Annotated in this window: 25 protein-coding genes; 20 read left to right on the plus strand and 5 right to left on the minus strand. The window is 72.1% G+C overall.

The features are described 5' to 3' along the window. The first annotated feature begins 4 nt into the window (after nt 1–4). The 7 genes from acs to hemC all read left to right on the plus strand — a co-directional run bounded on the left by acs (nt 5) and on the right by hemC (nt 8294). A complete protein-coding gene (acs, locus tag EIM47_RS00385; protein WP_019398979.1) occupies nt 5–1948 on the plus strand; it encodes an acetate--CoA ligase in 1944 nt (647 codons plus the stop codon). Nucleotides 1949–2078: 130 nt separating this feature from the next. Beyond that, complete coding sequence (locus tag EIM47_RS00390; RefSeq protein ID WP_019398978.1) at nt 2079–2744, plus strand: response regulator transcription factor; 666 nt, start codon at nt 2079–2081, stop codon at nt 2742–2744. A 159-nt stretch (nt 2745–2903) separates the two neighbouring features. Then, the gene (gene mdoH / locus EIM47_RS00395) at nt 2904–4838 is read left to right on the plus strand and encodes a glucans biosynthesis glucosyltransferase MdoH (RefSeq protein WP_240626110.1); all 1935 of its coding nucleotides are present in this window, start codon (nt 2904–2906) and stop codon (nt 4836–4838) included. Between the two features lie 72 nt (nt 4839–4910). Further along, entirely contained in the window at nt 4911–5579 is a 669-nt protein-coding gene (locus tag EIM47_RS00400; protein WP_125075776.1) for a dienelactone hydrolase family protein, read from the plus strand. A gap of 2 nt (nt 5580–5581) precedes the next feature. Beyond that, nucleotides 5582–6637 carry a histidine kinase gene (locus tag EIM47_RS00405; RefSeq protein WP_125075777.1) on the plus strand — a complete coding sequence of 352 codons (1056 nt, stop codon included), beginning with the start codon at nt 5582–5584 and terminating at the stop codon, nt 6635–6637. After that, complete coding sequence (locus EIM47_RS00410) at nt 6630–7346, plus strand: LytTR family DNA-binding domain-containing protein (protein ID WP_205948682.1); 717 nt, start codon at nt 6630–6632, stop codon at nt 7344–7346. Before EIM47_RS00405 ends, EIM47_RS00410 begins: the two co-directional genes overlap by 8 nt. A 42-nt stretch (nt 7347–7388) precedes the next feature. Next, complete coding sequence (gene hemC, locus EIM47_RS00415; RefSeq protein ID WP_125075778.1) at nt 7389–8294, plus strand: hydroxymethylbilane synthase; 906 nt, start codon at nt 7389–7391, stop codon at nt 8292–8294. 6 nt (nt 8295–8300) lie between these two features. On the opposite strand, the gene EIM47_RS00420 is transcribed toward hemC, so the two are convergent. Next, nucleotides 8301–9122, minus strand: coding sequence for a hypothetical protein (locus EIM47_RS00420; protein ID WP_125075779.1), 822 nt, complete (start codon nt 9120–9122; stop codon nt 8301–8303). Nucleotides 9123–9286: 164 nt separating this feature from the next. On the opposite strand from EIM47_RS00420, the gene EIM47_RS00425 reads away from it, so the two are divergent. The 11 genes from EIM47_RS00425 to EIM47_RS00475 all read left to right on the plus strand — a co-directional run bounded on the left by EIM47_RS00425 (nt 9287) and on the right by EIM47_RS00475 (nt 19492). Further along, the gene (locus tag EIM47_RS00425; protein ID WP_028914427.1) at nt 9287–10255 is read left to right on the plus strand and encodes a YafY family protein; all 969 of its coding nucleotides are present in this window, start codon (nt 9287–9289) and stop codon (nt 10253–10255) included. Nucleotides 10256–10537: 282 nt separating this feature from the next. Then, a complete protein-coding gene (locus tag EIM47_RS16150; protein ID WP_026010563.1) occupies nt 10538–10879 on the plus strand; it encodes a hypothetical protein in 342 nt (113 codons plus the stop codon). Between the two features lie 99 nt (nt 10880–10978). Beyond that, nucleotides 10979–13090, plus strand: a complete 2112-nt coding sequence (locus EIM47_RS00435; RefSeq protein ID WP_125075780.1) for a prolyl oligopeptidase family serine peptidase — start codon at nt 10979–10981, stop codon at nt 13088–13090. A gap of 97 nt (nt 13091–13187) precedes the next feature. After that, nucleotides 13188–15335, plus strand: coding sequence for a S9 family peptidase (locus EIM47_RS00440; protein WP_240626112.1), 2148 nt, complete (start codon nt 13188–13190; stop codon nt 15333–15335). A gap of 106 nt (nt 15336–15441) precedes the next feature. Continuing rightward, nucleotides 15442–15852 (plus strand): YbaN family protein, encoded by a 411-nt coding sequence (locus EIM47_RS00445; protein ID WP_019398825.1) that lies wholly within the window; start codon nt 15442–15444, stop codon nt 15850–15852. A 49-nt stretch (nt 15853–15901) separates the two neighbouring features. Continuing rightward, complete coding sequence (locus EIM47_RS00450; RefSeq protein WP_125075782.1) at nt 15902–16147, plus strand: lipoprotein; 246 nt, start codon at nt 15902–15904, stop codon at nt 16145–16147. Further along, on the plus strand, nt 16134–16979 hold the full coding sequence (gene dapF, locus EIM47_RS00455) for a diaminopimelate epimerase (protein WP_019398823.1): 846 nt from the start codon (nt 16134–16136) through the stop codon (nt 16977–16979). Before EIM47_RS00450 ends, dapF begins: the two co-directional genes overlap by 14 nt. Continuing rightward, nucleotides 16976–17656, plus strand: a complete 681-nt coding sequence (locus EIM47_RS00460; RefSeq protein ID WP_125075783.1) for a DUF484 family protein — start codon at nt 16976–16978, stop codon at nt 17654–17656. The genes dapF and EIM47_RS00460 overlap by 4 nt, the downstream gene beginning before the upstream one ends. A gap of 66 nt (nt 17657–17722) precedes the next feature. After that, entirely contained in the window at nt 17723–18604 is an 882-nt protein-coding gene (gene xerC / locus EIM47_RS00465; RefSeq protein WP_125075784.1) for a tyrosine recombinase XerC, read from the plus strand. Between the two features lie 147 nt (nt 18605–18751). Continuing rightward, nucleotides 18752–19144 (plus strand): DoxX family protein, encoded by a 393-nt coding sequence (locus tag EIM47_RS00470; protein WP_205948683.1) that lies wholly within the window; start codon nt 18752–18754, stop codon nt 19142–19144. A 24-nt stretch (nt 19145–19168) separates the two neighbouring features. Beyond that, entirely contained in the window at nt 19169–19492 is a 324-nt protein-coding gene (locus EIM47_RS00475) for an MmcQ/YjbR family DNA-binding protein (protein WP_125075785.1), read from the plus strand. A 59-nt stretch (nt 19493–19551) separates the two neighbouring features. Here EIM47_RS00475 and EIM47_RS00480 read toward each other — a convergent pair whose 3' ends face one another. After that, on the minus strand, nt 19552–19959 hold the full coding sequence (locus tag EIM47_RS00480) for a hypothetical protein (RefSeq protein WP_125075786.1): 408 nt from the start codon (nt 19957–19959) through the stop codon (nt 19552–19554). Nucleotides 19960–19982: 23 nt separating this feature from the next. Next, entirely contained in the window at nt 19983–21143 is a 1161-nt protein-coding gene (locus tag EIM47_RS00485) for a zinc-dependent alcohol dehydrogenase (protein ID WP_019399938.1), read from the minus strand. Between the two features lie 563 nt (nt 21144–21706). On the opposite strand from EIM47_RS00485, the gene hslV reads away from it, so the two are divergent. Continuing rightward, entirely contained in the window at nt 21707–22258 is a 552-nt protein-coding gene (gene hslV, locus EIM47_RS00490; protein ID WP_019399937.1) for an ATP-dependent protease subunit HslV, read from the plus strand. 159 nt (nt 22259–22417) lie between these two features. After that, nucleotides 22418–23782, plus strand: a complete 1365-nt coding sequence (gene hslU, locus EIM47_RS00495; protein WP_028914432.1) for an ATP-dependent protease ATPase subunit HslU — start codon at nt 22418–22420, stop codon at nt 23780–23782. 57 nt (nt 23783–23839) lie between these two features. Here the strand turns inward: hslU and EIM47_RS00500 are convergent, their stop codons facing one another. Together EIM47_RS00500 and pdeM are read right to left on the minus strand one after the other, a co-directional pair. Next, a complete protein-coding gene (locus EIM47_RS00500; protein WP_019399935.1) occupies nt 23840–24304 on the minus strand; it encodes a hypothetical protein in 465 nt (154 codons plus the stop codon). A gap of 249 nt (nt 24305–24553) precedes the next feature. Then, the gene (gene pdeM / locus EIM47_RS00505) at nt 24554–25204 is read right to left on the minus strand and encodes a ligase-associated DNA damage response endonuclease PdeM (RefSeq protein ID WP_125075787.1); all 651 of its coding nucleotides are present in this window, start codon (nt 25202–25204) and stop codon (nt 24554–24556) included. Between the last annotated feature and the right edge of the window lie 104 nt (nt 25205–25308).

The following is a 25308-nucleotide window of genomic DNA, read 5'->3' on the forward strand; positions in this document are numbered from 1 at the left end:
AGCCATGTCCGACCTGTACCCCGTCAAGCCCGAGTTCGCCGCCAAGGCGAGGATCGGCAAGGACGACTACCAGCGCCTCTACCGCGAATCGGTGGAGGATCCCGAGGGCTTCTGGGCGAAGGCGGCCGAGCGCCTGGACTGGTTCCGCAAGCCGACCGTCATCAAGGACGTCAGCTACAAGCTCGAGGACTTCCGCATCCGCTGGTTCGCCGACGGCGAGCTCAACGCCTCGGTCAACTGCCTGGACCGCCAGCTCGAGAAGCGCGGCGACAAGGTCGCCATCCTGTTCGAGCCGGACGACCCGTCCGCGCCGGTGCAGAAGGTCACCTACCGCCAGCTGTACGAGCGGGTGTGCAAGCTGGGCAACGCCCTGCGCAACCTCGGCGTCGGCAAGGGCGACCGCGTCACCATCTACCTGCCGATGATCCCCGACGCGGTGGTGGCGATGCTGGCCTGCGCGCGCATCGGCGCGATCCACTCGGTGGTGTTCGGCGGCTTCGCGCCCAACTCCATCGCCGACCGCGTCGCCGACTGCGGCAGCAAGCTGATCATCACCGCCGACGAGGGCCTGCGCGGGGCCAAGAAGATCCCGCTGAAGGCCAACGTCGACGCCGCGCTGAAGCTGCCGGGCACCAATACCGTCGAGACCGTGCTGGTGGTGCGCCATACCGGCGGCGCGGTCGACATGCAGGCCCCGCGCGACCGCTGGTTCCACGACGTGGTCGATGGCCAGCCGGCGCAGTGCGAGCCGGAGCGCATGAACGCCGAGGATCCGCTGTTCATCCTCTACACCTCCGGTTCGACCGGAAAGCCGAAGGGCGTGCTGCACACCACCGGCGGCTACCTGCTGTACGCGTCCTACACCCACGAGGCGATCTTCGACCTGCGCGAGGACGACATCTACTGGTGCACCGCGGACGTGGGCTGGGTCACCGGCCACAGCTACATCGTCTACGGCCCGCTGGCCAACGGCGCCACCTCGCTGGTGTTCGAGGGCGTGCCCAACTACCCGAGCGTGTCGCGCTTCTGGGAAGTGATCGACAAGCACCAGGTCACCATCTTCTACACCGCCCCGACCGCGATCCGCGCGCTGATGCGCGAGGGCGAGGCGCCGGTGAAGAAGACCAGCCGCTCCAGCTTGCGCCTGCTTGGCAGCGTCGGCGAGCCGATCAACCCGGAGGCCTGGCGCTGGTACTACGACGTGGTCGGCGACGGCCGCTGCCCGATCGTGGACACCTGGTGGCAGACCGAGACCGGCGGCATCCTGATCTCGCCGCTGCCCGGCGCGGTCGACCTCAAGCCGGGCTCGGCCACGGTCCCGTTCTTCGGCGTGCGCCCGGCCCTGGTCGATACCGACGGCCGCGTGCTCGAGGGCGCGGCCGAGGGCAACCTGGTGCTGCTGGATTCCTGGCCGGGGCAGATGCGCACGGTCTACGGCGACCACCAGCGCTTCATCGACACCTACTTCCGCACCTACCCGGGCACCTACTTCACCGGCGACGGCTGCCGCCGCGACGAGGACGGCTACTACTGGATCACCGGCCGCGTCGACGACGTGATCAACGTCTCCGGCCACCGCATCGGCACCGCCGAGGTGGAGAGCGCACTGGTGGCGCACCCGAAGGTGGCCGAGGCCGCGGTGGTCGGCTTCCCGCACGAGATCAAGGGCCAGGGCATCTACGCCTACGTCACCCTCAAGGCCGGCGAGCAGCCCAGCGACGAGCTGCAGAAGGAGCTGGTGGCCTGGGTGCGCAAGGAGATCGGCCCGATCGCCACCCCCGACCACCTGCAGTGGGCCGCCGGCCTGCCCAAGACCCGCTCGGGCAAGATCATGCGCCGCATCCTGCGCAAGATCGCCGAGAACGCCCCGGACCAGCTGGGTGACACCTCGACCCTGGCCGATCCGTCGGTGGTCGAGTCGCTGGTCTCCGAGCGCAAGGTGAAATGAGGTCGTGATTCGTGATTAGTTATTGGTGATTCGGAAGAGCGAGGCGCCCGCTTCGGTCACCATCGGGGCGGCGGTCCGGCCGCCCCCGCTTTTGCGAACCGCGAATCACGCATCCCCAATCACGGCCCCTATGACCATCCTGATCGCCGACGACCATCCGCTGTTCCGCGAGGCCCTGCGCGGGGCGGTGCAGCGGATCCTGCCGGGCACCGAGCTGCACGAGGCCGACAGCGTGGACGCGCTGTACGCGCTGGTGGAGGCGCATCCGGACGCGGACCTGCTGCTGATGGACCTGAACATGCCCGGCGCGCACGGCTTCAGCGCCCTGGTGCACCTGCGCGCCCAGCACCCGCAGCTGCCGGTGGTGGTGGTCTCGGCGCGGGAGGAGCCGGGGGTGATGCGCCGGGCGCTGGACCACGGCGCGCTGGGCTTCATTCCCAAGTCGGCCGACTCGGAGACCATCGGCACCGCCATCAGCACGGTGCTGGACGGGGAGCGCTGGGCGCCGGCGGCTGCGGCCGCCGCCCCGGCGCTGAGCCGCGACGAGCAGGAAGTGGCCCAGCGCCTGCGCGAGCTGACCCCGCAGCAGTTCCGGGTCCTGCAGATGCTGGGCGAGGGCCGCCTGAACAAGCAGATCGCCTACGACCTGGGCGTGTCCGAGGCGACCATCAAGGCGCACGTCACCGCGGTGCTGCGCAAGCTGGGGGTGGGCAACCGCACCCAGGCCGTGCTGATGGCCGGACGCCTGGCGGTGGATCCGGACGGGCTGGTGGTGCCGCCGGAAGAACAGGACTGATGTCACAAAACCACGGCTAACCAACCCTTCGCAAGGCAAACACGCGGCTGAACGGGAATACTGCAACCCCGTGCCCAGCCCCTTGGTGCGGCGCACAATGATGCGACGCTTTCCTCCGGCCCCTCACCGGGCTCCGGAATGCGACCGAGGGAGACACCCGTGTTGCAAGTCATCGAATCCACCGGCCCCGCCGTCCAGCGGTGCCCCGCGCCGCTGCCGTCCCCGCGGCCGCTGGCCGCCGAGGCCTGGCTGCCGCCGGCCACGCCGCTGCCGATGCCGCGCCAGTCCCTGCGCGAAGGCGAGCTGGCCAGGGTCCGGCCGGCCACCTCGCCGGCCCGCGTCGGCTGGCGACGCGCCGCGGTGGTCGGCTCCACCGCCGTGCTCACCGCCGCCGCCAGCCTGGGCATGACCCAGGTGCTGCGCATTGGCGGCTTGAGCCTGCTGGACCTGATCCTGCTGGGCCTGTTCGTGGCCCTGTTCGCCTGGATCGCGCTGTCGGCGGTGACCGCCTTCGCCGGCTTCTGCGTGCTGCTGTCCCGCCGGCGCAATCCGCTGGGGCTGTCGGCCGACGGCCCGCTGCCGCGCCTGCGCACCCGCACCGCGCTGCTGATGCCGACCTACCACGAGGACCCGGCGCGGGTCCTGGCCGGCCTGCAGGCGGTGTACGAGTCGGTGGCCGCCACCGGGCAGCTGGACGCATTCGATTTCTTCGTGCTCAGCGACAGCCGCCGCCCGGAAGTGGTGGCGGCCGAGGTCGAGCAGTTCCGCGCCCTGCGCGAGCGCCTGGGCGCCGAGGGCCGGCTGTTCTACCGCTGCCGCTCGGACAACCGCGGGCGCAAGGCCGGCAACATCGGCGACTGGGTGCAGCGCTTCGGCGGCGCCTACCCGCAGTTCCTGATCCTGGATGCCGACAGCGTGATGAGCGGCCAGACCCTGGTGCGCCTGGCCGGGGCGATGGAGGCGCATCCGGGCGTGGGCCTGCTGCAGACCCTGCCGCGGGTGGTCAATGGCAACACCCTGTTCGCGCGCATGCAGCAGTTCGGCGGGCGCGTGTACGGCCCGGTGATTGGCCATGGCGTGGCCTGGTGGCACGGTGCCGAGAGCAACTACTGGGGCCACAACGCGATGGTCCGCACCGAGGCCTTCGCCGCGCACTGCGGCCTGCCGGAGCTGCCGGGGCGGGAGCCGTTCGGCGGCCACGTGCTGAGCCACGACTTCGTCGAGGCGGCGCTGATGCGGCGCGCCGGCTGGGCCGTGCACCTGGTGCCGGAGCTGGGCGGCAGCTACGAGGAGGGCCCGCCCTCGCTGAGCGACATGATGGTGCGCGACCGCCGCTGGTGCCAGGGCAACCTGCAGCACATGAAGGTGGTCGGCAGCGCCGGCCTGCACTGGGTCAGCCGCAGCCACATGCTGGTCGGCATCGGCCATTACTTCACCGCGCCGATGTGGGCCATGCTGATGCTGGTCGGCCTGGCGATCCCGCTGTACCACGCCGACCTGGCCTGGGACGGCTTCCAGCTGGCCGGGTTCTCGCCGATCGAGTACTGGACCCGGCACGACGCCGAGCGCGTGGCCTGGCTGTTCGCCGCGACCATGCTGGTGCTGTTCCTGCCCAAGATCCTGGGTTTCCTGGCCATGCTCGCCGACCCGGCCGAGCGCCGTGGCTGCGGCGGCGCGGCGCGCGCCTTCGCCGGCGTGCTGATCGAGAGCGTGCTGGCCGCGCTGATGGCGCCGATCGTGATGTTCCGGCAGTCGCGCGGCGTGGCCGAGGTGCTGGCCGGCCGCGATTCCGGCTGGGAAGCGCAGCAGCGCGACGACGGCAGCGTGCCGCTGTCGGCGCTGGTGCGCAGCTACGGCGGCATCACCCTGTTCGGCGCGTTCATGGGCCTGCTGTCCTGGGCGGTGTCGCCCGGGCTGGCGCTGTGGATGCTGCCGGTGGTGGCCGGCATGGTGCTGTCGATCCCGACCGTGTGGCTGACCTCCTCGCGCCAGGCCGGCCAGTGGCTGCGCCGGCACCGCCTGCTGTGCATCCCCGAGGAACTGCAGCCGCCGCCGGTGCTGCGCCGCGCCGCCGAACTGCGCGCCCGCGCCTGAGCCGCGACGGTGCCCGCGGCGGCGCCTGCCGCCAGCGGGCATACTGTGGGGCTTCGTTTTCCGGGGAATCCCATGCTGCTGCAGACCGTCGAACAGGAAACCGGCGCCAACCCGCAATGGACCGTGCTCTGGCTGCACGGACTGGGCGCCGACGGCCACGACTTCGCCCCCATCGTCCCGGAGCTGGTGCGTCCGCACTGGCCGGCGCTGCGTTTCGTGTTCCCGCACGCGCCGGTGCGCCCGGTGACCATCAACGGCGGGGTACCGATGCGCGCCTGGTACGACATCGTCGGCATGGACTTCGCCACCCGCGCCGACGCGGCCGGGGTGGAGGAATCGATCGAACAGGTCGAGGCCCTGATTGCCCGCGAGGCCGAGCGCGGCATCCCCGCCTCGCGCCTGCTGCTGGCCGGGTTCTCCCAGGGCGGCGCCATCACCCTGGCCACCGGCCTGCGCCGGCGCGAGCCGCTGGCCGGCCTGGTCGCCCTGTCCACCTACCTGCCCGGCGGCACCGCGGCGGCAGCCGCGCGCGAGCCCAACGCGGTGGCCCAGCCGGTGTTCTTCGCCCATGGCAGCGCCGACCCGGTGGTCGCCTTCCAGCACGGGCAGGCCAGCGCGCGCGCGCTGGAGCAGGCGGGTTTCGAGGTGGAATGGCACCACTACCCGATGGCCCACCAGGTCTGCGCGCAGGAGATCGCCGACCTCGGCGACTGGCTGGAGCGGCGGCTGGCCGCCGGCTGAGCATGCGCGACCCGCGGCGCGAGCTTCCCTGGTTCCCGGACCTGTGCCGGCTGCCGCGGCTGGCCGCGCTGCTCGGCCTGGCCGAGCTGGTGGTGGTGGTGCTCGCGCTGGTGCCCACGCCGGGCCAGGACGAGGGCTGGCCGCTGGCACGCTTCGTCTACGCCAGCGGCTTCGCGCTGTGGCTGGCGCTGGGGGTGGCGGTACTGCTGTGCAAGCTGCGCGTGCCCATTTCGCGCCTGCCGCAGCGGTTGGGCGCGGTCGCCGCGGTGGCGATGGCGACCCTGGTCGCCCTGGTCTGCGCGGGCATCGTGCACGGGCTCTATACCGCGCTGGGGATCGAGCCGCTGGGCGTGGGGCTGTGGCGCTTCGCCGGCGGCAGTGCCGCCGTTACCACCCTGATCACCGCGCTGGCCCTGCGCCACTTCTACGTCAGCGACCGCTGGGCCGCGCAGACCGAGGCCAACGCCCGCGCCGAGGCCGACGCGCTGCAGGCGCGCATCCGCCCGCACTTCCTGTTCAACAGCATGAACCTGATCGCCGGCCTGCTGCGCCGCGACCCGGTGCTGGCCGAGCGCGCGGTGCTGGACCTGTCGGACCTGTTCCGCGCCGCGCTGGGCGCGGGCGAGGGCGAGTCCACCCTGGCGGCCGAATGCGAGCTGGCCTCCCAGTACCTGTCGATCGAACAGCTGCGGCTGGGCGAGCGGTTGCGGGTGGAGTGGGAGAAGCGCGAGCCGCTGCCGTGGGACCTGCCGGTGCCGCGCCTGGTACTGCAGCCGCTGGTGGAGAACGCGGTGCTGCACGGCATCTCGCGTCTGCCCGGCGGAGGCAAGGTCAGCATCCGCCTGTGGTGCCAGGGCCAGTGCCTGTACCTGCGGGTGGGCAATCCGGCGCCGGGCCCGGAGGCGCAGTCGCTGCCGCTGCAGCGTGGCGCCGGGCACGCCCAGCGCAGCATCGCCCACCGCCTGGCCTGGCGGTTCGGCCCCGAGGCGCGGGTGACGGCCGGCTGGGCCGACGGCTACTATGCCTGCGAGGTCACGCTGCCCCTGCCAGATGCATAACCTGAAGCTGGTCATTGCCGACGACGAGCCGATGGCGCGCGAGCGCCTGCGGATGCTGCTTTCCGAGAATTCGGGGGTCGATGTCGTGGCCGAGGCCGGCGATGGCGACCAGGTGCTGGACGCCTGCGCCGCCCACCGTCCCCACGCCGTGCTGCTGGACATCGCCATGCCGGGCATGGACGGGCTGGAGACCGCGCGCCGCCTGGCCGAGGCCAACCCGGCCACCGCGGTGGTGTTCTGCACCGCCTACGACGCCCACGCGCTGTCCGCGTTCGAGGTGGCGGCGATCGACTACCTGGTCAAGCCGGTGCGCCCCGAGCGCCTGGCCGTGGCCCTGGAACGGGTGCGCACCTTCCTCGCCGGGCGCCCGGTGGTGGCGCCGCGCCGCACCCAGCTGTGCGCGCGCCTGCGCGGCAGCCTGCGGGTGATCCCGCTGGAGGACGTGTACTACCTCCAGGCCGAGGAGAAGTACGTGGTCGTGCACCACGCCCGCGGCCAGGACCTGATCGAGGAATCGCTGAAGTCGCTGGAGGAGGAATTCGGCGACATGTTCGTGCGCATCCACCGCAGCTGCCTGGTGGCACGCCGCGAACTGCTGGAACTGCGCCGCTCGCCGGACGGCCAGGTGCGCGCGATCCTGCGCCACGGCGGCCCGCCGCTGGAGGTCAGCCGCCGCTGCGTGCCGCAGCTGCGCCAGACCCTGCAATAAGCCCGCCGGCGCCGGGGACGCGCCATCGTCGATAATGCGCGCATGGACATCCTGCGCATCGCCACCCGAAAGAGCCCGCTCGCCCTGTGGCAGAGCGAACACGTCGCCGCCCGCCTGCGCGCGGCCCATCCCGGCCTGGAGGTGGTGCTGGTGCCGTTGAGCACCCGCGGCGACGAGGTGCTCGACCGCTCGCTGGCCGCGATCGGCGGCAAGGGGCTGTTCCTCAAGGAGCTGGAGGTTGCGATGGAGCGCGGCGAGGCGGACTGCGCCGTGCACTCGCTCAAGGACGTGCCGATGGACCTGGAGCCGGGCTTCGTGCTGCCGGCCGTGCTCGAGCGGGCCGATCCGGCCGACGCCTTCGTCAGCAACGCGTACGCCGGCCTGGACGCACTGCCGCAGGGCGCGCGCGTGGGCACCTCGTCGCTGCGCCGCCAGGCCCAGCTGCGCGCGCGCCGCCCGGACCTGGAACTGCGCGACCTGCGCGGCAACGTCAACACCCGCCTGGCCAAGCTCGACGCCGGCGAGTACGACGCCATCATCCTCGCCTGCGCCGGCCTGCAGCGCCTGGGCCTGGACGCGCGCATCCGCGCCCGCCTGCTGCCGCCGCAGTGGCTGCCGGCCCCGGCGCAGGCGGTGGTCGCGTGCGAATGCCGCGCCGCCGACGCGCGCACCATCGGCCTGCTGTCGGTGCTCGAGCACGCGCCCACGCGCGCCGTGATCGAAGCCGAGCGCGCGCTCAACCGCGGCCTGCACGGCAGCTGCCACGTGCCGGTGGCCGCCTATGCCGAGCTTCAGGGCGGGACGTTGAACCTGCAGGCGCTGGTGGGTTCGGCCGCCGACGGCCGCGCCGTGCGGGCCGAAGGCGAGGGCCCGGCGGCGGAGCCCCGGGCGCTGGGCGCGCGCCTGGCCGCCGAGCTGCTCGAGCGCGGCGCCGGCGAGTTCCTCTGAAGGCGGTCAGCGCGCGTCGCGCCGGCCGGCCTGTTCCAGCACCGCGCCGGCCAGGATGCTGAGCGCCGCCGCCGGCCAGGCCAGGCGCGGCCAGCGCGGATCCAGGTAGAGCGCCAGGGTCAGCAGCCAGGGCAGCAGTACCAGCAGGACCAGCGACGCCACCCGGATGCGGTCGGCGAACGCCGCGCGGAGGCCGCCATTGGCATGCCAGTCAGCCAGCAGAAGGGCCGCGACCATCGCGCCGAGCAGCAGCAGCGAGGGCAGGGGCGCGGCAGCGGGCATCGGCCCGGGCCAGAACACGGCGACCAGGGCGAACAGCAGGGCGGCGCCGCACAGCAGGCCCAGCACCAGCTGCAGCGGCAGGCGCAGGCTGGTGGGCGATCCTGGCGGCGCTGCGTCCAGCCAGGGCAGGGTCGCCAGCGCGACCAGCGCGCCGAGGCAGGCCAGGCCCGCGGCCGGACCCAGCCAGGCACCGCCGGCGCCCGGCCACAACCGCAGCGCCAGCACGGCCACCCCGGCCAGCAGGGCCAGCGGCCAGGCGATGCGCGCGTAGTCGCGTGGCCGCGAGGGCGCAGCCCGGAGCAGGGCAGGCGCCACCAGGCTGGCCAGCACCAGTGCCAGCCCGAGGCCGGCGCACTGCACTTGGACCAGGCGCTGCATGTCCGCGCCGCGGCCGTGCAGCAGCGCGCTGCTCAGCGCCAGCCACACCAGCAGCCCGGCGCCGGCCGCGGCCAGCGCACCCATGGCATGGACCAGGTGGCGAAGTCCCGGCGTGGCGCCGGACCGGCCGCGCTCATGCGCGCCCGGCGTGTGTTCGATCCGCTGCATCGTGATTCCCCGGATGGCGGCGAGGCCGCGTTCCCCTGCACCGGCGATTCTGCCACCGTCCGCCGCCGGGCACCGGCGCTTCCGTCGGCGCAGGCGGCGCGCCCGTCGCCCCGGCGCGGGACCGTCATCGCCCGGGCGACTGCAACCGAGCATAATCGGAGCCTATGGACCGCTACGAACGCATCAACGCGCTGCACCGCATCCTCAAGGCGGCGCGCTACCCGGTGACCGTGCCGCGGCTGCAGGAGGAGCTGGGCTGCTCCCGGGCCACCGTCTACCGCGACCTGGCCTTCCTGCGCGACGCGCTGATGGCGCCGGTGGAGGGCGACGGCGAGGCGGGCTTCCGCTACGCGGCGGCCGAGAGCGAGCGGTTCGAGCTGCCGGGGCTGTGGCTCAGCTCCGAGGAGCTGTACGCGCTGCTGGCCTCGCAGCAGCTGCTGCGGCGCACCGGCGCCGGGGTGCTGTCCAGCGTGCTGGCGCCGCTGCAGCAGCGCATCGAGGGCCTGCTTGCCGCCCAGGCTGGCACCAGCCGCTGGCCGGTGGAGCGGGTGCGGGTGATCCCGCACCGCGGCCGCCGCCTGGACGAGACCAGCTTCCGCACCGTCGCCTCGGCGGTGCTGGAGCGCAAGCGCCTGGCCTTCGAATACCGCGCCCGCTCCACCGACGAGATCACCCGGCGCAAGGTCTCGCCGCAGCGGATCACCCATTACCGCGACAACTGGTACCTGGATGCCTGGGACCACGAGCGCGAGGGCCTGCGCAGCTTCGCCGTGGACCGGATCAGCCAGGCGCGGCTGCTGGACGAGCCGGCGCACGATGTCGAGGACGGCGTGCTGGACCAGCACTTCGCTTCCAGCTACGGCATCTTCTCCGGCGAGCCCAAGGGCTGGGCGACCATCGTGTTCAGCCCCAAGGTCGCGCGCTGGGTGGCCGACGAGCACTGGCACTCGCGCCAGCAGGGCCGCTTCCTGCCCGACGGCCGCTACGAGCTGAAGGTGCCCTACAGCGTCTCGCGCGAGCTGCTGATGGACGTGCTGCACTACGGTGCCGATGCCGAGATCGTCGAGCCGGCGGTGCTGCGCGAGCAGGCCAAGAGCCTGCTTTCGCTGGCGCTGGCGCAGTACGACCGCTGAGGCGGGGGCCATGCTTCCCTCTTCCTCCCGGGGATAGGGGAAGGGCCCGGCAACCCGGCGCCGGCTGGGGCCCGCAAGAAGCGGAACTCCGGGCTCCCCGGGCGCGGGCACCGGTTGCAGCATTGCCCGCAAAGTCGGTGTGCTTCCGTAGGCCCTGGCAGTGATCGCTGCGGCTGGAGCCCGGCTCTCGCCCCCGACCTCCCCGCAGGCGGAGGGGTACACCATCGCAGCCGGTGAGATGGCCCCCCGGCAACCTGCGCCTCCCAACAAGGAGCCGCAGCCATGTCGAACTGGTCGCCTACCCCCGCCGCCGCCCCCCGCCAACCCGAAGCCGCCGGGGCTCCGGAATCGAACCTGGAAAGGCTGTTGCGCTACTGGTTCGCCACCGGCCTGCTGGGCGTATGCCTGGTGCCGCCGCTGCGCGGTTCCTCCGAGTGGATCGGCTGGTGGCCGCTGTGGCTGGTGGGCATGCCGCTGGCGGCATGGTGGGCGCTGCACCGTTTCCGCCTGCCGCCGGCGCTGCCGGCCGCCGCGCGCCGCCTGCGCCAGCTGCGGCCGCGGGTCCAGGCCCGCCGCCGCGGGGGGCGCCGGGCTTCCGGCTTCGGCCGCCGCGCCGCCGCCTGAGCGCGGCCGGGACCGCCACGGGCCCCTGACCATCGGCATGCGTACGTCCGGCGGGCGCTGTGCTAGCTTCGCCGGCTGTCCCAGTTTCACGGAGTGCGTATGTCGCGTCTTGCCCAGGCCTGCCTCGTCGCCGGTCTCGCCGCCGCCGGGGTGGCCCATGCCCAGGAGCCCAACATGGCCGACGATCCCTACCAGTGGCTGGAGGACGTGACCGGCGAGCGCCAGCTGGCCTGGGTCCGCGCCCAGAACGCCCGGACCGACGCCGCCCTCGCCTCCACGCCCGAGTTCAAGGCCATGGAGGCCGGCATCCGCGAGGTGCTGGACTCCGACGCCAAGATCCCCGGGGTGCAGAAGATCGGCGGGTACTACTACAACTTCTGGAAGGACCGTAACCACGAGCGCGGCGTCTGGCGCCGCACCACGCTCGAGGAGTACCGCAAGCCCAATCCCGCCTGGGAAACGATCCTCGACCTCGACGCGCTGAACAAGGCCGAGGGCGAGAACTGGGTGTGGCACGGCGCCGACTGCCTGCGCCCGGCCTACGAGCGCTGCCTGATCGCGCTGTCGCGCGGCGGCGCCGACGCCGACGTCACCCGCGAGTTCGACCTCAAGCGCAAGGCCTGGGTCGAGGGCGGCTTCTTCCGGCCCGAGGCCAAGGGCGGCCTGAACTGGATCGACCAGGACACCGTCTACGTCTACACCGACTTCGGCGACGGCTCGACCACCGAGTCCGGCTACCCGCGCATCGTCAAGCGCTGGAAGCGCGGCACCCCGCTGGAGTCGGCCGAGGTCGTGTACGAGGGCAAGGACGACGACATGTACATCGCCGCCTTCCACGACGACACCCCGGGCTTCGAGCGCGACTTCGTCAGCCGCACCATCGCCTTCTACAACGACGAGCTGTACCTGGTCGGGAAGGACGGCAAGCTGGCCAAGGTCGACGCGCCCAACTCGGCCAACAAGGGCGTCAAGCGCCAGTGGCTGACCCTGGAGCTGCGCGAGCCGTGGTCCGTGGGCGGCCGCACCTACGCCGCCGGTTCGCTGCTGGCGGCCAACTTCGACGAGTTCATGGCCGGCAAGCGCGAGTTCGAGGTGCTGTTCGAGCCGACCGAGCGCAGCTCGCTGGCCAGCTTCGCCTGGACCCGCTCGCACCTGGTGCTCAACGTGCTGGAGGACGTGAAGAACCGCCTGCACGTGCTGACCCCGGCCGCCGGCGGCTGGAAGCGCAGCGAGTTCGTGGGCGCGCCGGCGTTCGGCACCCTGGCCGTGGGCGCGGTGGACAGCGACGAATCCGACGCGGTGTGGCTGACCGCCACCGATTACCTGACCCCGACCACGCTGTCGCTGGCCGCCATCGGCCAGCCGCCGGAGCAGCTGAAGTCGATGCCGTCGTTCTTCGACAGCAGCAAGCACGCGATCGAGCAGCACTTCGCCACCAGCAAGGACGGCACCCGCGTGCCGTACTTCCTGGTGCGGCCGAAGGACCTGAAGCTGGACGGCAAGGCGCCGACCCTGCTGTACGGCTACGGTGGCTTCGAGATCTCGCTGACCCCGTCGTACTCCGGCGGCCTCGGCCGCGCCTGGCTGTCGCGCGGCGGCGTGTACGCGGTGGCCAACATCCGCGGCGGCGGCGAGTACGGCCCGCGCTGGCACCAGGCCGCGCTCAAGCAGAACCGGCACAAGGCCTACGAGGACATGGCCGCGGTCGCGCAGGACCTGGTCAAGCGCAAGATCACCTCGCCGCAGCACCTGGGCGTGCAGGGCGGCAGCAACGGCGGCCTGCTGACCGGCAACATGCTGACCCAGTACCCGGAGCTGTTCGGCGCGGTGGTGGTGCAGGTGCCGCTGCTGGACATGAAGCGCTACAACAAGCTGCTGGCCGGCGCCTCGTGGATGGCCGAGTACGGCAACCCGGACACTTCCGACTGGGAGTTCATCAGGACCTTCTCGCCGTACCACCTGTTCGACCCGGCGAAGGAGTACCCGCCGGTGATCTTCCTCACCTCCACCCGCGACGACCGCGTCCACCCGGGCCACGCGCGCAAGATGGCGGCGAAGATGATCGATGCCGGCAAGGACGTGACCTACTACGAGAACATCGAGGGCGGCCACGGCGGCGCGGCCAACAATGCCCAGGCCGCGCACATGAGCGCGCTGGCCTACGCCTTCCTCTGGCAGCGCCTGAGCCAGCCGGCCAAGGCCAAGAAGTGATCCCTCGCGCCCCCGGCCCCGGCCGGGGGCGCCTGGTTCCGGGGTCCGCGCGCGCGCGGACCCTTCCGTTTTCCATCCCGGGACCGCATCGATGAGAATGCCCTTCCTGTTCGCACTTGCCCTGCTGATGACCACGCCCCCCGCCATCGCCGCCCCGCCCGACGCCGAGCGCAAGCCGTTCACGGTGACCGCCCCGTTCGGCGCCTCCCGCCAGGACGACTACTACTGGCTGCGCGACGACACCCGCCAGGACCGCCGCATGCTGGCCTACCTGGAGGCCGAGAACGCCTACGCCGACCAGCTGCTGGCGCCGCTGAAGCCGCTGCAGGAGAAGCTGTACGGGGAGATCGTCGCGCGCATCAAGCAGGACGACAGCTCGGTGCCGTACCGCGAGCGCGGCTGGTGGTACTACTCGCGCTACGAGAAGGGCAAGGACTACCCGGTCCACGCCCGCCGCAAGGACGGCCCCGGCGTGGACGCGGTCGCGATCCAGGCCGCCAACGAGGCCGGCGACTTCGCCGCCGAGCAGGTGCTGCTGGACGTCAACCAGCTGGCCGCCGGCAAGGACTACTTCAGCGTCGGCGACTACGAGGTCAGCCCCGACAACACCCTGCTGGCCTGGGCCGAGGACGACGTCGGCCGCCGCCAGTACACCATCCGCTTCCGCAACCTGGCCACCGGCGAGGTCTACCCGGACACCATCAAGGGCGTCTCGCCCAACCTGGTGTGGGCCGACGACAACCGCACCCTGTTCTACGTCGAGAACGACCCGGAAACGCTGCTGACCGTGCGCGTGAAGAAGCACGTGCTGGGCACCCCGGCGGAGCAGGACCAGCTGGTGTACGAGGAGGAGGACGATTCCTTCTACATGGGCATCGGCCGCACCCGCGACGACAAGTACATCACCATCGGCCTGGACAGCACCGTGTCCTCCGAGGTCCGCTACGCCCCGGCCGCGGACCCGCGCGAGTTCCGGGTGCTGGCGCCGCGCCAGCGCGACGTGGAGTACGACGCCGACCACCACGGCGGCCGCTGGGTGATCCGCACCAACGCCGACGGCGCCACCAACTTCAAGCTGGTCACCGCGCCCAGCGACGCCACCTCGCGCAAGCAGTGGCAGGACTGGCTGCCGCACGACCCCGAGGTGTTCATCGAGGAGTACGAGCTGTTCGACGGCTTCACCGCGGTCGGCGAGCGCTCCGGCGGCCTGGAGCGGGTGCGCATCCTGCGCGCCGACGGCAGCCAGCAGTACGTGGCGGCGGACGAGCCGGCCTACTCGATGGGCCTGTCGGTCAACGCCGAGCCGGACACCCAGTGGCTGCGCTACGGCTACACCTCGCTGACCACCCCGGCCACCACCTACGAGCTCAACGTGGCCACCGGCGAGCGCCGCCAGCTCAAGCAGCAGGCGGTGCCGGGCTACGACCCGTCGCAGTACGCCACCGAGCGGCTGTGGGTGGAGGCGCGCGACGGCGTGCGCATCCCGGTGTCGCTGGTCTACCGCAAGGGCTTCCGGAAGGACGGCACCGCGGCGCTGTTCCAGTACGCCTACGGCAGCTACGGCATCTCCATGGACCCGGGCTTCAACGGCCCGGTGGTGAGCCTGCTGGACCGCGGCGTGGTCTACGCCATCGCCCACATCCGCGGCGGCCAGGAACTGGGCCGCAAGTGGTACGAGGACGGCAAGCTGCTGCGCAAGCAGAACACCTTCAACGACTTCGTCGACGTGACCCGCGCCCTGGTCGCGCAGGGCTATGCCGCGCCGGGCCGGGTCGCGGCCATGGGCGGCAGCGCCGGCGGCCTGCTGATGGGCGCGGTGGCCAACCAGGCGCCGCAGGACTACAAGGTGATCGTGGCCCAGGTGCCCTTCGTGGACGTGGTCACCACCATGCTCGATCCGTCGATCCCGCTGACCACCAACGAGTACGACGAGTGGGGCAACCCGGAGCAGCCGCAGTACTACGAGTACATGCTCAAGTACTCCCCGTACGACAACGTGCGCGCCCAGGCCTACCCGGCGATGTTCGTCGGCACCGGCCTGTGGGACTCGCAGGTGCAGTACTGGGAGCCGGCCAAGTGGGTGGCGAAGCTGCGCGACCTCAACACCGGCAGCGCGCCGATCGTGTTCCGCACCAACATGGACGCCGGCCACGGCGGCAAGTCCGGCCGCTTCCGCCGCTTCCGCGAGCAGGCCGAGTACTACGCCTTCGTGCTCGACCAGCTGGGCGTGGCCGAAAAGCCCTGACCCGGGCGCGTGCGCGGGCCTGCCGCCCGCGCACGCCATGCCTTCCTGCAGCGTCCGTGGCCGGGCGGCCACGGACGCGCCACGCCCGCCGGCCTATGATGCGCCGATGGGCAACCGCGACCGCTTCCGCTGGGCCTGGTGGCTGCTGGCCTACGCCAGCCTCGGCGTGGGCATCCTCGGCATCTTCCTGCCGGGCCTGCCGACCACGGTCTTCATCCTGGTCGCGGCCTGGGCCGCGGCACGCGGCTCCGAGCGGCTGGAACGGCGGCTGCTGGAGCATCCGCGCTTCGGTCCGGTGATTGGCGCCTGGCGCCAGCACCGCGCGGTACCACGCCGGGCCAAATGGGCGGCGACCTGGGCGATGCTCGCCTGCGCCGCGGTCCTGCTGGGGGTGATGCTGGCCGTGCCCTCGCACCGCGCCTGGATGGTGGTGCTGCCGGTTGCCTGCATGGCCGTGGTCGGCACCTGGCTGTGGCTGCGCCCGGAGCCACCGGAGGGCGCCGATCCGCCGCCGTGAATGGCAGCCGGCGAACCGGCCTACACCAGCGCGTCGCTATACTCGGCGCATGGACACCATCCGACGTTCCGCCTTCCTCCTGGCACTTGCCGCGCTGCCGCTGCTGGCCGCCTGCGGCAACAAGGGCCCGCTGGTCATGCCGCAGAAGCCGGTCCCGGTCGAGGACCCGGCGCCCGCGCCGCCGGCCAGTTCCCCGGTGGAGCCGGACGCGCCCGCGCCGGGCGACGTTCCCACCACCCCGGCCGGGCCGCTGCCCGTGCCGGAGGACGCAGGCGCGGACGATGGCGATGGCTGAGCGCCTGCGCTTCAGCAAGATGCACGGGGCCGGCAACGACTTCGTCGTGCTGGACCTGCGCGATGGCAGCCCACCGCCGGACGCGGCACTGGCCGCGCGCCTGGCCGACCGCCACCGCGGCGTGGGCTGCGACCAGATCCTGACCATCGAGCCGCCGCGCAGCGCCGGCGCGGTGGCCGCCTACCGCATCTGGAACGCCGACGGCAGCCCCTCGGGGCAGTGCGGCAACGGCGCGCGCTGCGTGGCCGCCTGGCTGGTGCGCGACGGTGCCGCCCGCGGCGAACGCTTCGTGGTCGACAGCCCCGCCGGCATCCACCAGGTGCAGGTACTGGGCGACGACCGCTACGCGGTCGACATGGGGGCGCCGCGCTTCGCCCCGGCTGCGGTGCCGCTGGCCGGGTTCGAGGCCGAGGCGGCGGAGTACGCGCTGGAGCTCGATGGCCGCCGCGTCGTGTTTGGCGCGGTGTCGATGGGCAATCCGCACGCGGTGATCGAGGTAGGCGACGTGGGCACAGCCGACGTGGCCGGGCTTGGCGCCGCCCTGCAGGCCTCGCCCGCGTTCCCGCAGTCGGTCAACGTGGGCTTCGCCCAGGTGCTGGCGCCGGACCACGTGCGCCTGCGCGTGTACGAGCGCGGCGTGGGCGAGACCCTGGCCTGCGGCAGCGGCGCCTGCGCCGCGGTGGCCGCGCTGGTGCGGCGCGGCCGCATCGCGCGGCAGGCCACGGTGTCGTTGCCGGGCGGGGACCTGCGCATCGGCTGGGCGGCCGACGACGCACCGATCATCATGGCCGGACCGGCCGCATTCGTATTCGAAGGGGAGTGGCAGGCATGAGCGAGACCCAGGAGAAACTCGGCGCGCACGAGGTGGCTGCCTGGCTGCGCCGGCACCCGGATTTCCTCAAGCAGTTCCCCGACCTGGCGCAAAGCCTGGTGGTGCCGCGCGAGGACGGACGCACCGCCTCGCTGGCCAGCTACCAGCTGGAGGTGCTGCGGGAGAAGAACCGCGAGCTGTCGCGGCGGCTGGCCGACCTGTCGGCCAACGCCCAGGTCAACGAGCAGCTGGCGGTGCGCACCCACCAGCTGACCCTGTCGCTGATGCGCCAGGACAGCCGCGCAGAGACCCTGCGCGCGATGGCCGCCTCGCTGGCCGAGGACTTCGCCGGCGACCTGGTGCGGATCGTCTCGTTCCGCCCGGTGGCGGGCCTGGAGGACGCCGAGTGGCTGCGCGTGGTGACCGAGGACGCGCCGGAACTGGGCGCGTTCCGCGACGCGCTGGCCTCCGGCGAGCCGCTGTGCGGGCGCCTGCAAGCGGACAAGAACGCGGTGCTGTACGGGCAGGCGCGCGAGCAGGTGCAGTCCAGCGCGTTGCTGCCGCTGGCCGGCACCGGCCTGGTCGCGGTCGGCAGCCACGACCCGAACCGCTTCTACCCGGGCATGGGCACCCTGTTCCTGCGCATGATGGGCGAGGCCCTGGCCACCGCGCTGGCGCGCTTCGACGCCCAGCCCTGAGCCCGGCACGCGCCCGCCGCGCCGCGGCGGGCGCATGATGCGACCCATGTCCCCGGCCCCGGCGCCATGACCACGAACGGCATCGACGATTTCCTCGAGCACCTGCGGGTGGAGCGGGCGATGTCGCCGCACACCCTGGACGCCTACCAGCGCGACCTGCAGGCGCTGCAGGACTGGGCTGCCGCGCGCGGCGCCGCGGCCGCCCGCCTGGACGGCGCGCAGCTGCGCGAGTTCATCGCCAGCGAGCACCGCCGCGGGCTGTCGCCGACCAGCCTGCAGCGGCGCCTGTCCGCCTGCCGCAGCTACTACGCCTGGCTGCTGAAGCACGGCGCGATCGCCGCCAGCCCGGCCATCGGCCTGCGCGCGCCGCGCGCCCCGCGCAAGCTGCCCCAGGTGCTGGACGTGGACGAGGCGGTGCAGCTGGTGGAAGTGGACACCGACGCCCCGCTGGGCCTGCGCGACCGCGCCCTGCTGGAACTGTTCTATTCCTCCGGCCTGCGCCTGAGCGAGCTGTGCGCGCTGCGCTGGCGCGACCTGCAGCTGGAGGAAGGACTGGTCACGGTGCTCGGCAAGGGCAGCCGCCAGCGCACCGTGCCGGTGGGCTCGCACGCGCGCCGCGCGCTGCAGGAGTGGCGCAAGTCCACCGGTGCAGGCGGCGACGATTTCGTGTTCCCCGGCCGCGGCGGCCGCCCGATCAGCCCGCGCGCGGTGCAGGTGCGGATCCGCCAGCTGGCCGCGCGCCAGGGGCTGTTCAAGCACGTGCACCCGCACATGCTTCGGCACAGCTTCGCCAGCCACGTGCTGGAGTCCTCCGGCGACCTGCGCGGCGTGCAGGAACTGCTCGGCCATGCCGACATCGCCACCACCCAGATCTATACCCACCTCGATTTCCAGCACCTGGCGAAGGTCTACGACGCCGCGCACCCGCGCGCCCGGCGCAAGGGCTAGCGGCGGGCGGCGCAGGCCGGCCCGGAGATGCCCCGCAGGCGATTCCGGCGTACCCTGCCTGCGTCGCCCCGCCGGGTTCCAGCGGCGGGCCATCCCGGGCAGGGTAGCGCCGCAACCGGCAGCGCCCGCGGGCAGTGGAGGACGAGGATGCATTCCCGCGACGAGAATCTGTGGACCGTGCTGCGCCTCGTGCTGGCGGTGCTGATCGCCGCGCATGGCTGGGCACGCCTGTTCGCCGGCGCAGTGGCGCCGTTCGGGCAGTGGCTGGACGGTCTGGGCTTCATGATCGGACCGGTGATCGCCTGGGGCGTGACGCTGTACGAGATCGTCGGCTCGGCCCTGTTCGCGCTGCGTCGTTTGGTGTTCCCGCTGAGCCTGGGCTTTGCCGCGATCTACCTGGCGGGACTGGTGCTGGTGCACCTGCCCGAGGGCTGGTTCGTGGTCGGCCTGGGCCGCAACGGCATGGAGTACAGCGTGCTGCTGATCTGCGCCCTGCTATGCGTGGGCACGCATTACCGGGAGTCGCGACCGCGATCCTGAAGCCCGGCCCCCCGGAGGCTACCAATGAAGCCGGAACAACTGCGCCAGTACGCGCTCTCACTGCCGGAGGCCAGCGAGGCCCCGCACTTCGACTACGCCTCGTTCCGGGTCGGGGGCAGGATCTTCGCGACCATGCCGCCGGACGGCAAGCACGCGCACCTCTTCCTCGACGACGAGCAGCGGGAACTGGCGGTCCGTTTGCATCCGGCCTGGGTCGAGACCCTGACCTGGGGCAGCAAGGCGGTGGGGGTGCGCATCCGCCTGGCCGGCGCCAACCCGAAGATCGTGGCCGCGCTGGTCCGCCTGGCCTGGGAGCGCCGGGCGCCCAGGGCGCTGCGCGGCGACTGAGGCGCCGGGACGCCGCAGCCGCGTGCCAGCGGCCCTGGCCAGATCGAAGTTCCGGCTGCTCAGTCGCGCCGCAGCAGCCACCAGGCCGCCAGCCCGATGCCCAGCCCGGCGATGATGGCCTTGGCCGGCGAGCGGCGCACGTCCTGGCACAGGCCCTCGACGATGTTCACCCGGTCGGCGGCAACCAGCGCCAACCAGTGGCCGATGTCGTTCTCGCTGCGGCGGAAGGCGGCGCGGCGGATCGCGCCGCTGAGGCCCTTCGGTGGAAGGCGGGTGCCGAACGTGCGCGAATGCTCCGGCCGCTCGACCGACTTGAGCACCTCGACGGTCATCGGCTGCCGCGGCGGCGGCTCGCTCCACGGCACGTCCAGCCGTGGTGGGGTGCGTTCCATTGGCACAGCCGGGCGGTTCCCGCGTTCCAGGTCCGAACCCCAGCCGGGGATGTGGGCGTAGCTGCTGCGATCCATGGTCTGCTCCTGTGCGCGCCGGCTCATGCTTCCGCCCGCGCCGAAGGCGGGACCAGCACGGTCTTGATGCAGTTGTCGCGCTTGTTGACGAAGATGTCGTAGGCGTCGGCCACGTCCTCCAGCGGGATGCGGTGGGTGATGACCTCGCGCGGGGAGATGTGGCCTGCGCGGATGTGCTCGATCAGCCGCGGCAGGTGGCGCTTCACGCTGGCCTGGTTCATGCGCAGGGTCAGGCCCTTGTTCACCGCGTTGCCGATCGGAATCATGTTGAAGGTCGGCCCATAGACACCGACGATCGAAATGCGCCCGCCCTTGCGCGCGCTGTTGATTGCCCAGTGCAGGGCGATCGGCGAGCCGGCCTGCAGCATCAGGATCTTCCCGGTGATGCCGTGGAACGCGCTGCCGGTGGCGTCGCAGCCGACCGCGTCGATGCACACGTCCGCGCCCAGCCAGTCGGTGATCTTCTTCAGGTGGGTGGCGACGTCATCGACCTCGCGGAAGTTGACCGTCTCGGCGTGGGCGAACTTCTTCGCGAACTCCAGGCGGTAGTCCTCGCAGTCGACCACGATCACCCGGCCGGCGCCGAAGAACCACGCGCTCTTGGCCGCGAACAGGCCGACCGGACCGGCGCCGAACACGACCACGGTGTCGCCCTCGCGGATGCTGCCCATCTCCGCGGCCTGGTAGCCGGTGGGGAAGGCGTCGGTCAGCAGCACCGCGTCCTCGATGTGGATGTCCTCGGGGATCACGGTCGGGCCGACGTCGGCGAAGGGCACGCGCACGTACTCGGCCTGGCCGCCGTCGTAGCCGCCGGCGGTATGGGTGTAACCGTAGAAGCCACCCATTGCGCTGGCCTGCGAATTGACGTTGTGGCAGTTGCCGTACAGCTCCTTCTGGCAGAAATAGCAGCTGCCGCAGAAGATGTTGAACGGCACCAGCACCCGGTCGCCCACCTTCAGGTTCTGCACCGAGGGCCCGACTTCCTCGACCACGCCGCAGAACTCGTGGCCGATGATCGAGCCGACCCGGGTGTCGGGCACCAGGCCGTTGTAGATATGGATGTCCGATCCGCAGATGCAGGTGCGGGTGACGCGCACGATGGCATCGTTCGGATGCTCGATCTCCGGCTCGGCGACATGCTCGATGCGCATCTTGCGGGGGCGGCGGTAGGTGGTGGCCAGCATTGGGATCTCCACTCGGATTGCTGCGCCGGGGGCCCGGCCAGGCGTACGACCTTGGCGCCAGAGCCGTGAACAGCACGCGTCGCCGACGTGTCGGGGGCGTGGAGGTGCCGCGCCGGAGCCTGCACGTTCTGCAGTGCCGACGGTCCGGCAGATGCTCCGCAGCCGCCTGCCAGCCGCCGCGGGCCGGACCCGAGGGCGGCAGGCCGCCAATCGCGGGCAGGAACCCGGCCGGTGCCGCGTCCGCGTGCGGTGGATGGACTTGCGGCGACGCGGCCTTGCCGGGCCCGTGGAAGGGGATCGCACGCGCAGCTGCCAGCGAGGCGTCGCGTGCGGAGACTGCCCGCCGCGGTCCCGGTTGCCGCGAGCGGTGGACTGCTGGGCTGCGGCCTGGATGGCGTGGCGATGGCGGGCCTGGCCTGGCCCCGGTGGGGATCCGGGCCCTGGATGCCCAATGGGCTTGCGCGCGGTGCTCATCGCCGGCGGGCGCCAGGCCTGGCGGCGGCCGGCTTGAACCGGTCCGGGTCAGCCCCCACTGAGGGAGCTATCGATCCCCGGAGTGCCGCATGGACCCCAGCCAGAACCCCAATGTGTTCCACGCCACCACCATCGTCTGCGTGCGCCGCGGCGACAAGGTGGCCATCGCCGGCGACGGCCAGGTGACGCTTGGCCACACGGTGATGAAGGGCAACGCGCGCAAGGTGCGCCGCCTGGGCCGCGACGGCCAGGTACTGGCGGGCTTCGCCGGCGCCGCCGCCGACGCCTTCACCCTGTTCGAACTGTTCGAGGCCAAGCTTGAGAAGCATGGCCAGCTGACCCGCGCCGCGGTGGAGCTGGCCAAGGACTGGCGCACCGAGCGCCGCCTCGGCAAGCTCGAGGCCCTGCTGGCGGTGGCCGACAAGGAAACCTCGCTGGTCATCAGCGGCACCGGCGACGTGATCGAGCCGGAGGACGGCATCATCGCCATCGGTTCCGGTGGCAGCTACGCGCTGTCGGCCGCGCGCGCCCTGCTGGCGCATACGCAACTGGACGCCCGCACCATCGCCACCGAGGCGATCGGCATCGCCGGCGACATCTGCATCTACACGAACCGCAACGTGGTGGTCGAAGAGCTGTGAGGAAGAACCGGGATTCAAGAGCCGGGATTCGTGATTCGGGATTGGTGATTCGTAGAGAGCAAAGCGCTCCTTCAACTCACTTCCGTCACGAACCGGCCCGGTGCTGCTTCTTCCAGCCACAAATCACGAACCACGAATAACGAATCACGGATCCCCCAGATGACCGCGAACAATTCCCCGACCATGACCCCGCGCGAGATCGTGCAGGAGCTGGACCGCCACATCGTCGGCCAGCAGGCCGCCAAGCGCGCGGTCGCGATCGCCCTGCGCAACCGCTGGCGGCGCATGCAGCTGGACCCGGAGCTGCGCAACGAGGTGATGCCGAAGAACATCCTGATGATCGGCCCCACCGGCGTGGGCAAGACCGAGATCGCGCGGCGCCTGGCGACGCTGGCCAATGCCCCGTTCGTCAAGGTCGAGGCCACCCGCTTCACCGAGGTCGGCTACGTGGGCAAGGACGTAGAGCAGATCATCCGCGACCTGGCCGATACCGCGGTCAAGATGTACCGCGAGCAGGCCAAGGCGCGCGTGCGCCTGCAGGCGGAGGAACGCGCCGAGGAGCGCATCCTCGACGCGCTGCTGCCGCGCCGCGCGGTGCCGGGCTTCGGCGGCGGCACCGCCGAGGTGCAGGTGTCCGGCCCGGAGGATTCCACCCGCGCCAAGTTCCGCCGCATGCTGCGCGACGGCGAGCTGGACGACCGCGAGATCGAGCTGGAGCTGGCCGCCGCCGCCCCGGGCGTGGACATCATGACCCCGCCGGGCATGGAGGAGATGGGCCAGCAGCTCAAGCAGATGTTCGCCAGCCTCGGCGGCGGCCGCACCCACAAGCGCACCCTGACCATCCGTGCCGCGCGCCCGCAGCTGATCGAGGAGGAGGCCGCGCGCCTGGTCAACGAGGACGACGTGCGCGCCGCGGCGATCGAGGCCTGCGAGCAGCACGGCATCGTGTTCATCGACGAGATCGACAAGGTCGCCAAGCGCGGCGAGAACGTGGGTGGCGGCGACGTCTCCCGCGAGGGCGTGCAGCGCGACCTGCTGCCGCTGGTGGAAGGCTCCACCGTGTCCACCAAGTACGGCACGGTCAGGACCGACCACATCCTGTTCATCGCCTCCGGCGCCTTCCACCTGGCCAAGCCCTCGGACCTGATCCCGGAGCTGCAGGGCCGCTTCCCGATCCGCGTGGAACTGGGCGCGCTGAGCAAGGAAGACTTCGTGCGCATCCTCACCGAGCCCAAGGCCGCGCTGACCCGGCAGTACGTGGAGCTGCTGGCCACCGAGGGGGTGAAGCTGGAATTCACCACCGACGCCATCGAGCGCATCGCCGAGATCGCGGCCCAGGTCAACGAGCGCCAGGAGAACATCGGCGCCCGCCGCCTGCACACCGTGCTCGAGCGCCTGCTCGACACCCTCAGCTACGAGGCCCCGGACCGCGATGGCCAGGCGATCACCATCGACCGCGCCTACGTGGACCAGCACCTGGGCGAACTGGTGCAGGATCCGGACCTGAGCCGCTACATCCTCTGAGCGCTCGCGACGCCTGGCATGGAAGGGCCGGCACCATGGCGGTGCCGGCCCTTCTTGCTAGCGGAAAGCCGCCTGGGCGCGCCCGCGCAGCGCAACGCCGGTGCGCGACCTGGCCACGCCGGCTTTCTTCGCGCTCCCGGCCGAAGGCTCGCGCGGCGCGGCCGCGGTCGTCGCGCGCCGGCCCGGGCGCGAGGCGGCGGCGTTGTTGCCGAGTGCCAGCTCGCCCATCACATCGGATGATTCGCGGTTGATCCGGGCCAGCTGTGCCTCGAAGTGCTCCAGGGCGCGGCTGAACAGCTGCTCCTTGCGCAAGGTGCGCGTGATCGTGGCCGATTCCCTGGAGCGTCCCTGCGTGGTTGCCGCCACGCGCTGGCGCTGGGCCAGGTCGCGCTGGCGGTCGCGCAGTTCGCGGGTGCGCCGGATCAGGGTGGCCAGCTGTTTCACTTCGTACGGCCCGCGCGCCTGCAGCAGCTGCTTCTCGCGGGCATTGAGCAGGGCGGACTGGGCGGGCGTCATCCTCATCTGAGGTCCTCCGTCTTCGTCGGGCGTGCCCTGGATCATGCGGAGCACGGCGTGCAGGCCGTGCGATTTGTGCCGCCCGCGGGCCACGCGCCACCCGGCGGACGTGCCCCGGGTCTGCTTCGCGATCTGCGAGCCTCCGCGCGCGTCATGCAGCGGAATCGCCGATGCCTGCTTCACTGCGCCGGCGGTGGTGGTGCGTTCCTCGGCGGCTGGTGGCTGGCGCTTTAGAGGGCCTTCATCGCACAGCGTTCAGCGCGGCCATGGCGGCAGGGCGAAGGCCTCGTCCTCGACGCACGCCACCAGGCGCTCGCCCGGCTGCTGCATCGGCACCACGCCGGCGGTGAAGGCCGAGAACGCCGGCAGCACGGTCAGGCGCTCGCGCAGCCAGAACGCCGGCCAGCGCCGGCGCATGCCGGGCAGGGCGGCCAGGGGGTGCAGGTGGCCGCACAGCACGTGCGCGTCCGGCGCCGGGCGCGGCTCGTGGCGCAGCAGGAACGGGCCATCGCGCTGTTCGCTGCCGGCGTCCTCGACACCCAGCGCGGCCGCGTCCAGGGCGCGGTCGTGGTTGCCGCGCAGCACGCGGATGCGCAAGCCGGGATGGCCTGCGCGCCAGGCCTGCCACGCCGCCAGCCAGTGTGCGCGCGGTGCCGGGCCGTGCAGGAGGTCGCCGAGGATCCACAGCACCTGGGCCGGATGCGCGGCCAGCAGGGCATCCAGGCGCTGCAGGTCGTGCGCGGTGCCGCCGCCGGGGATGGCGATCCCCGCGCGGCGGAAGGCATCGCCCTTGCCCAGGTGCAGGTCGGCCACCAGCAGGGCGCGCGCGCGTGGGCGCCAGAGCGCGCGGCCACCCAGCAGGTGCACCGGCTCGCCGGCCAGCCGCGTGCGCCACTCAGCGTCCATGGCGGCGCTCCAGCCGTTTCTGGGATCGCGTCGACAACTCGGCGTCGCAAGGCGCACGCGGGTTTCATCGCCCTGCAATGTTCGCGAAGAAAAATTTGAAACGC

Origin of the sequence: Pseudoxanthomonas sp. SGT-18 (assembly GCF_003931645.1) — a bacterium.
GTDB lineage: Bacteria > Pseudomonadota > Gammaproteobacteria > Xanthomonadales > Xanthomonadaceae > Pseudoxanthomonas.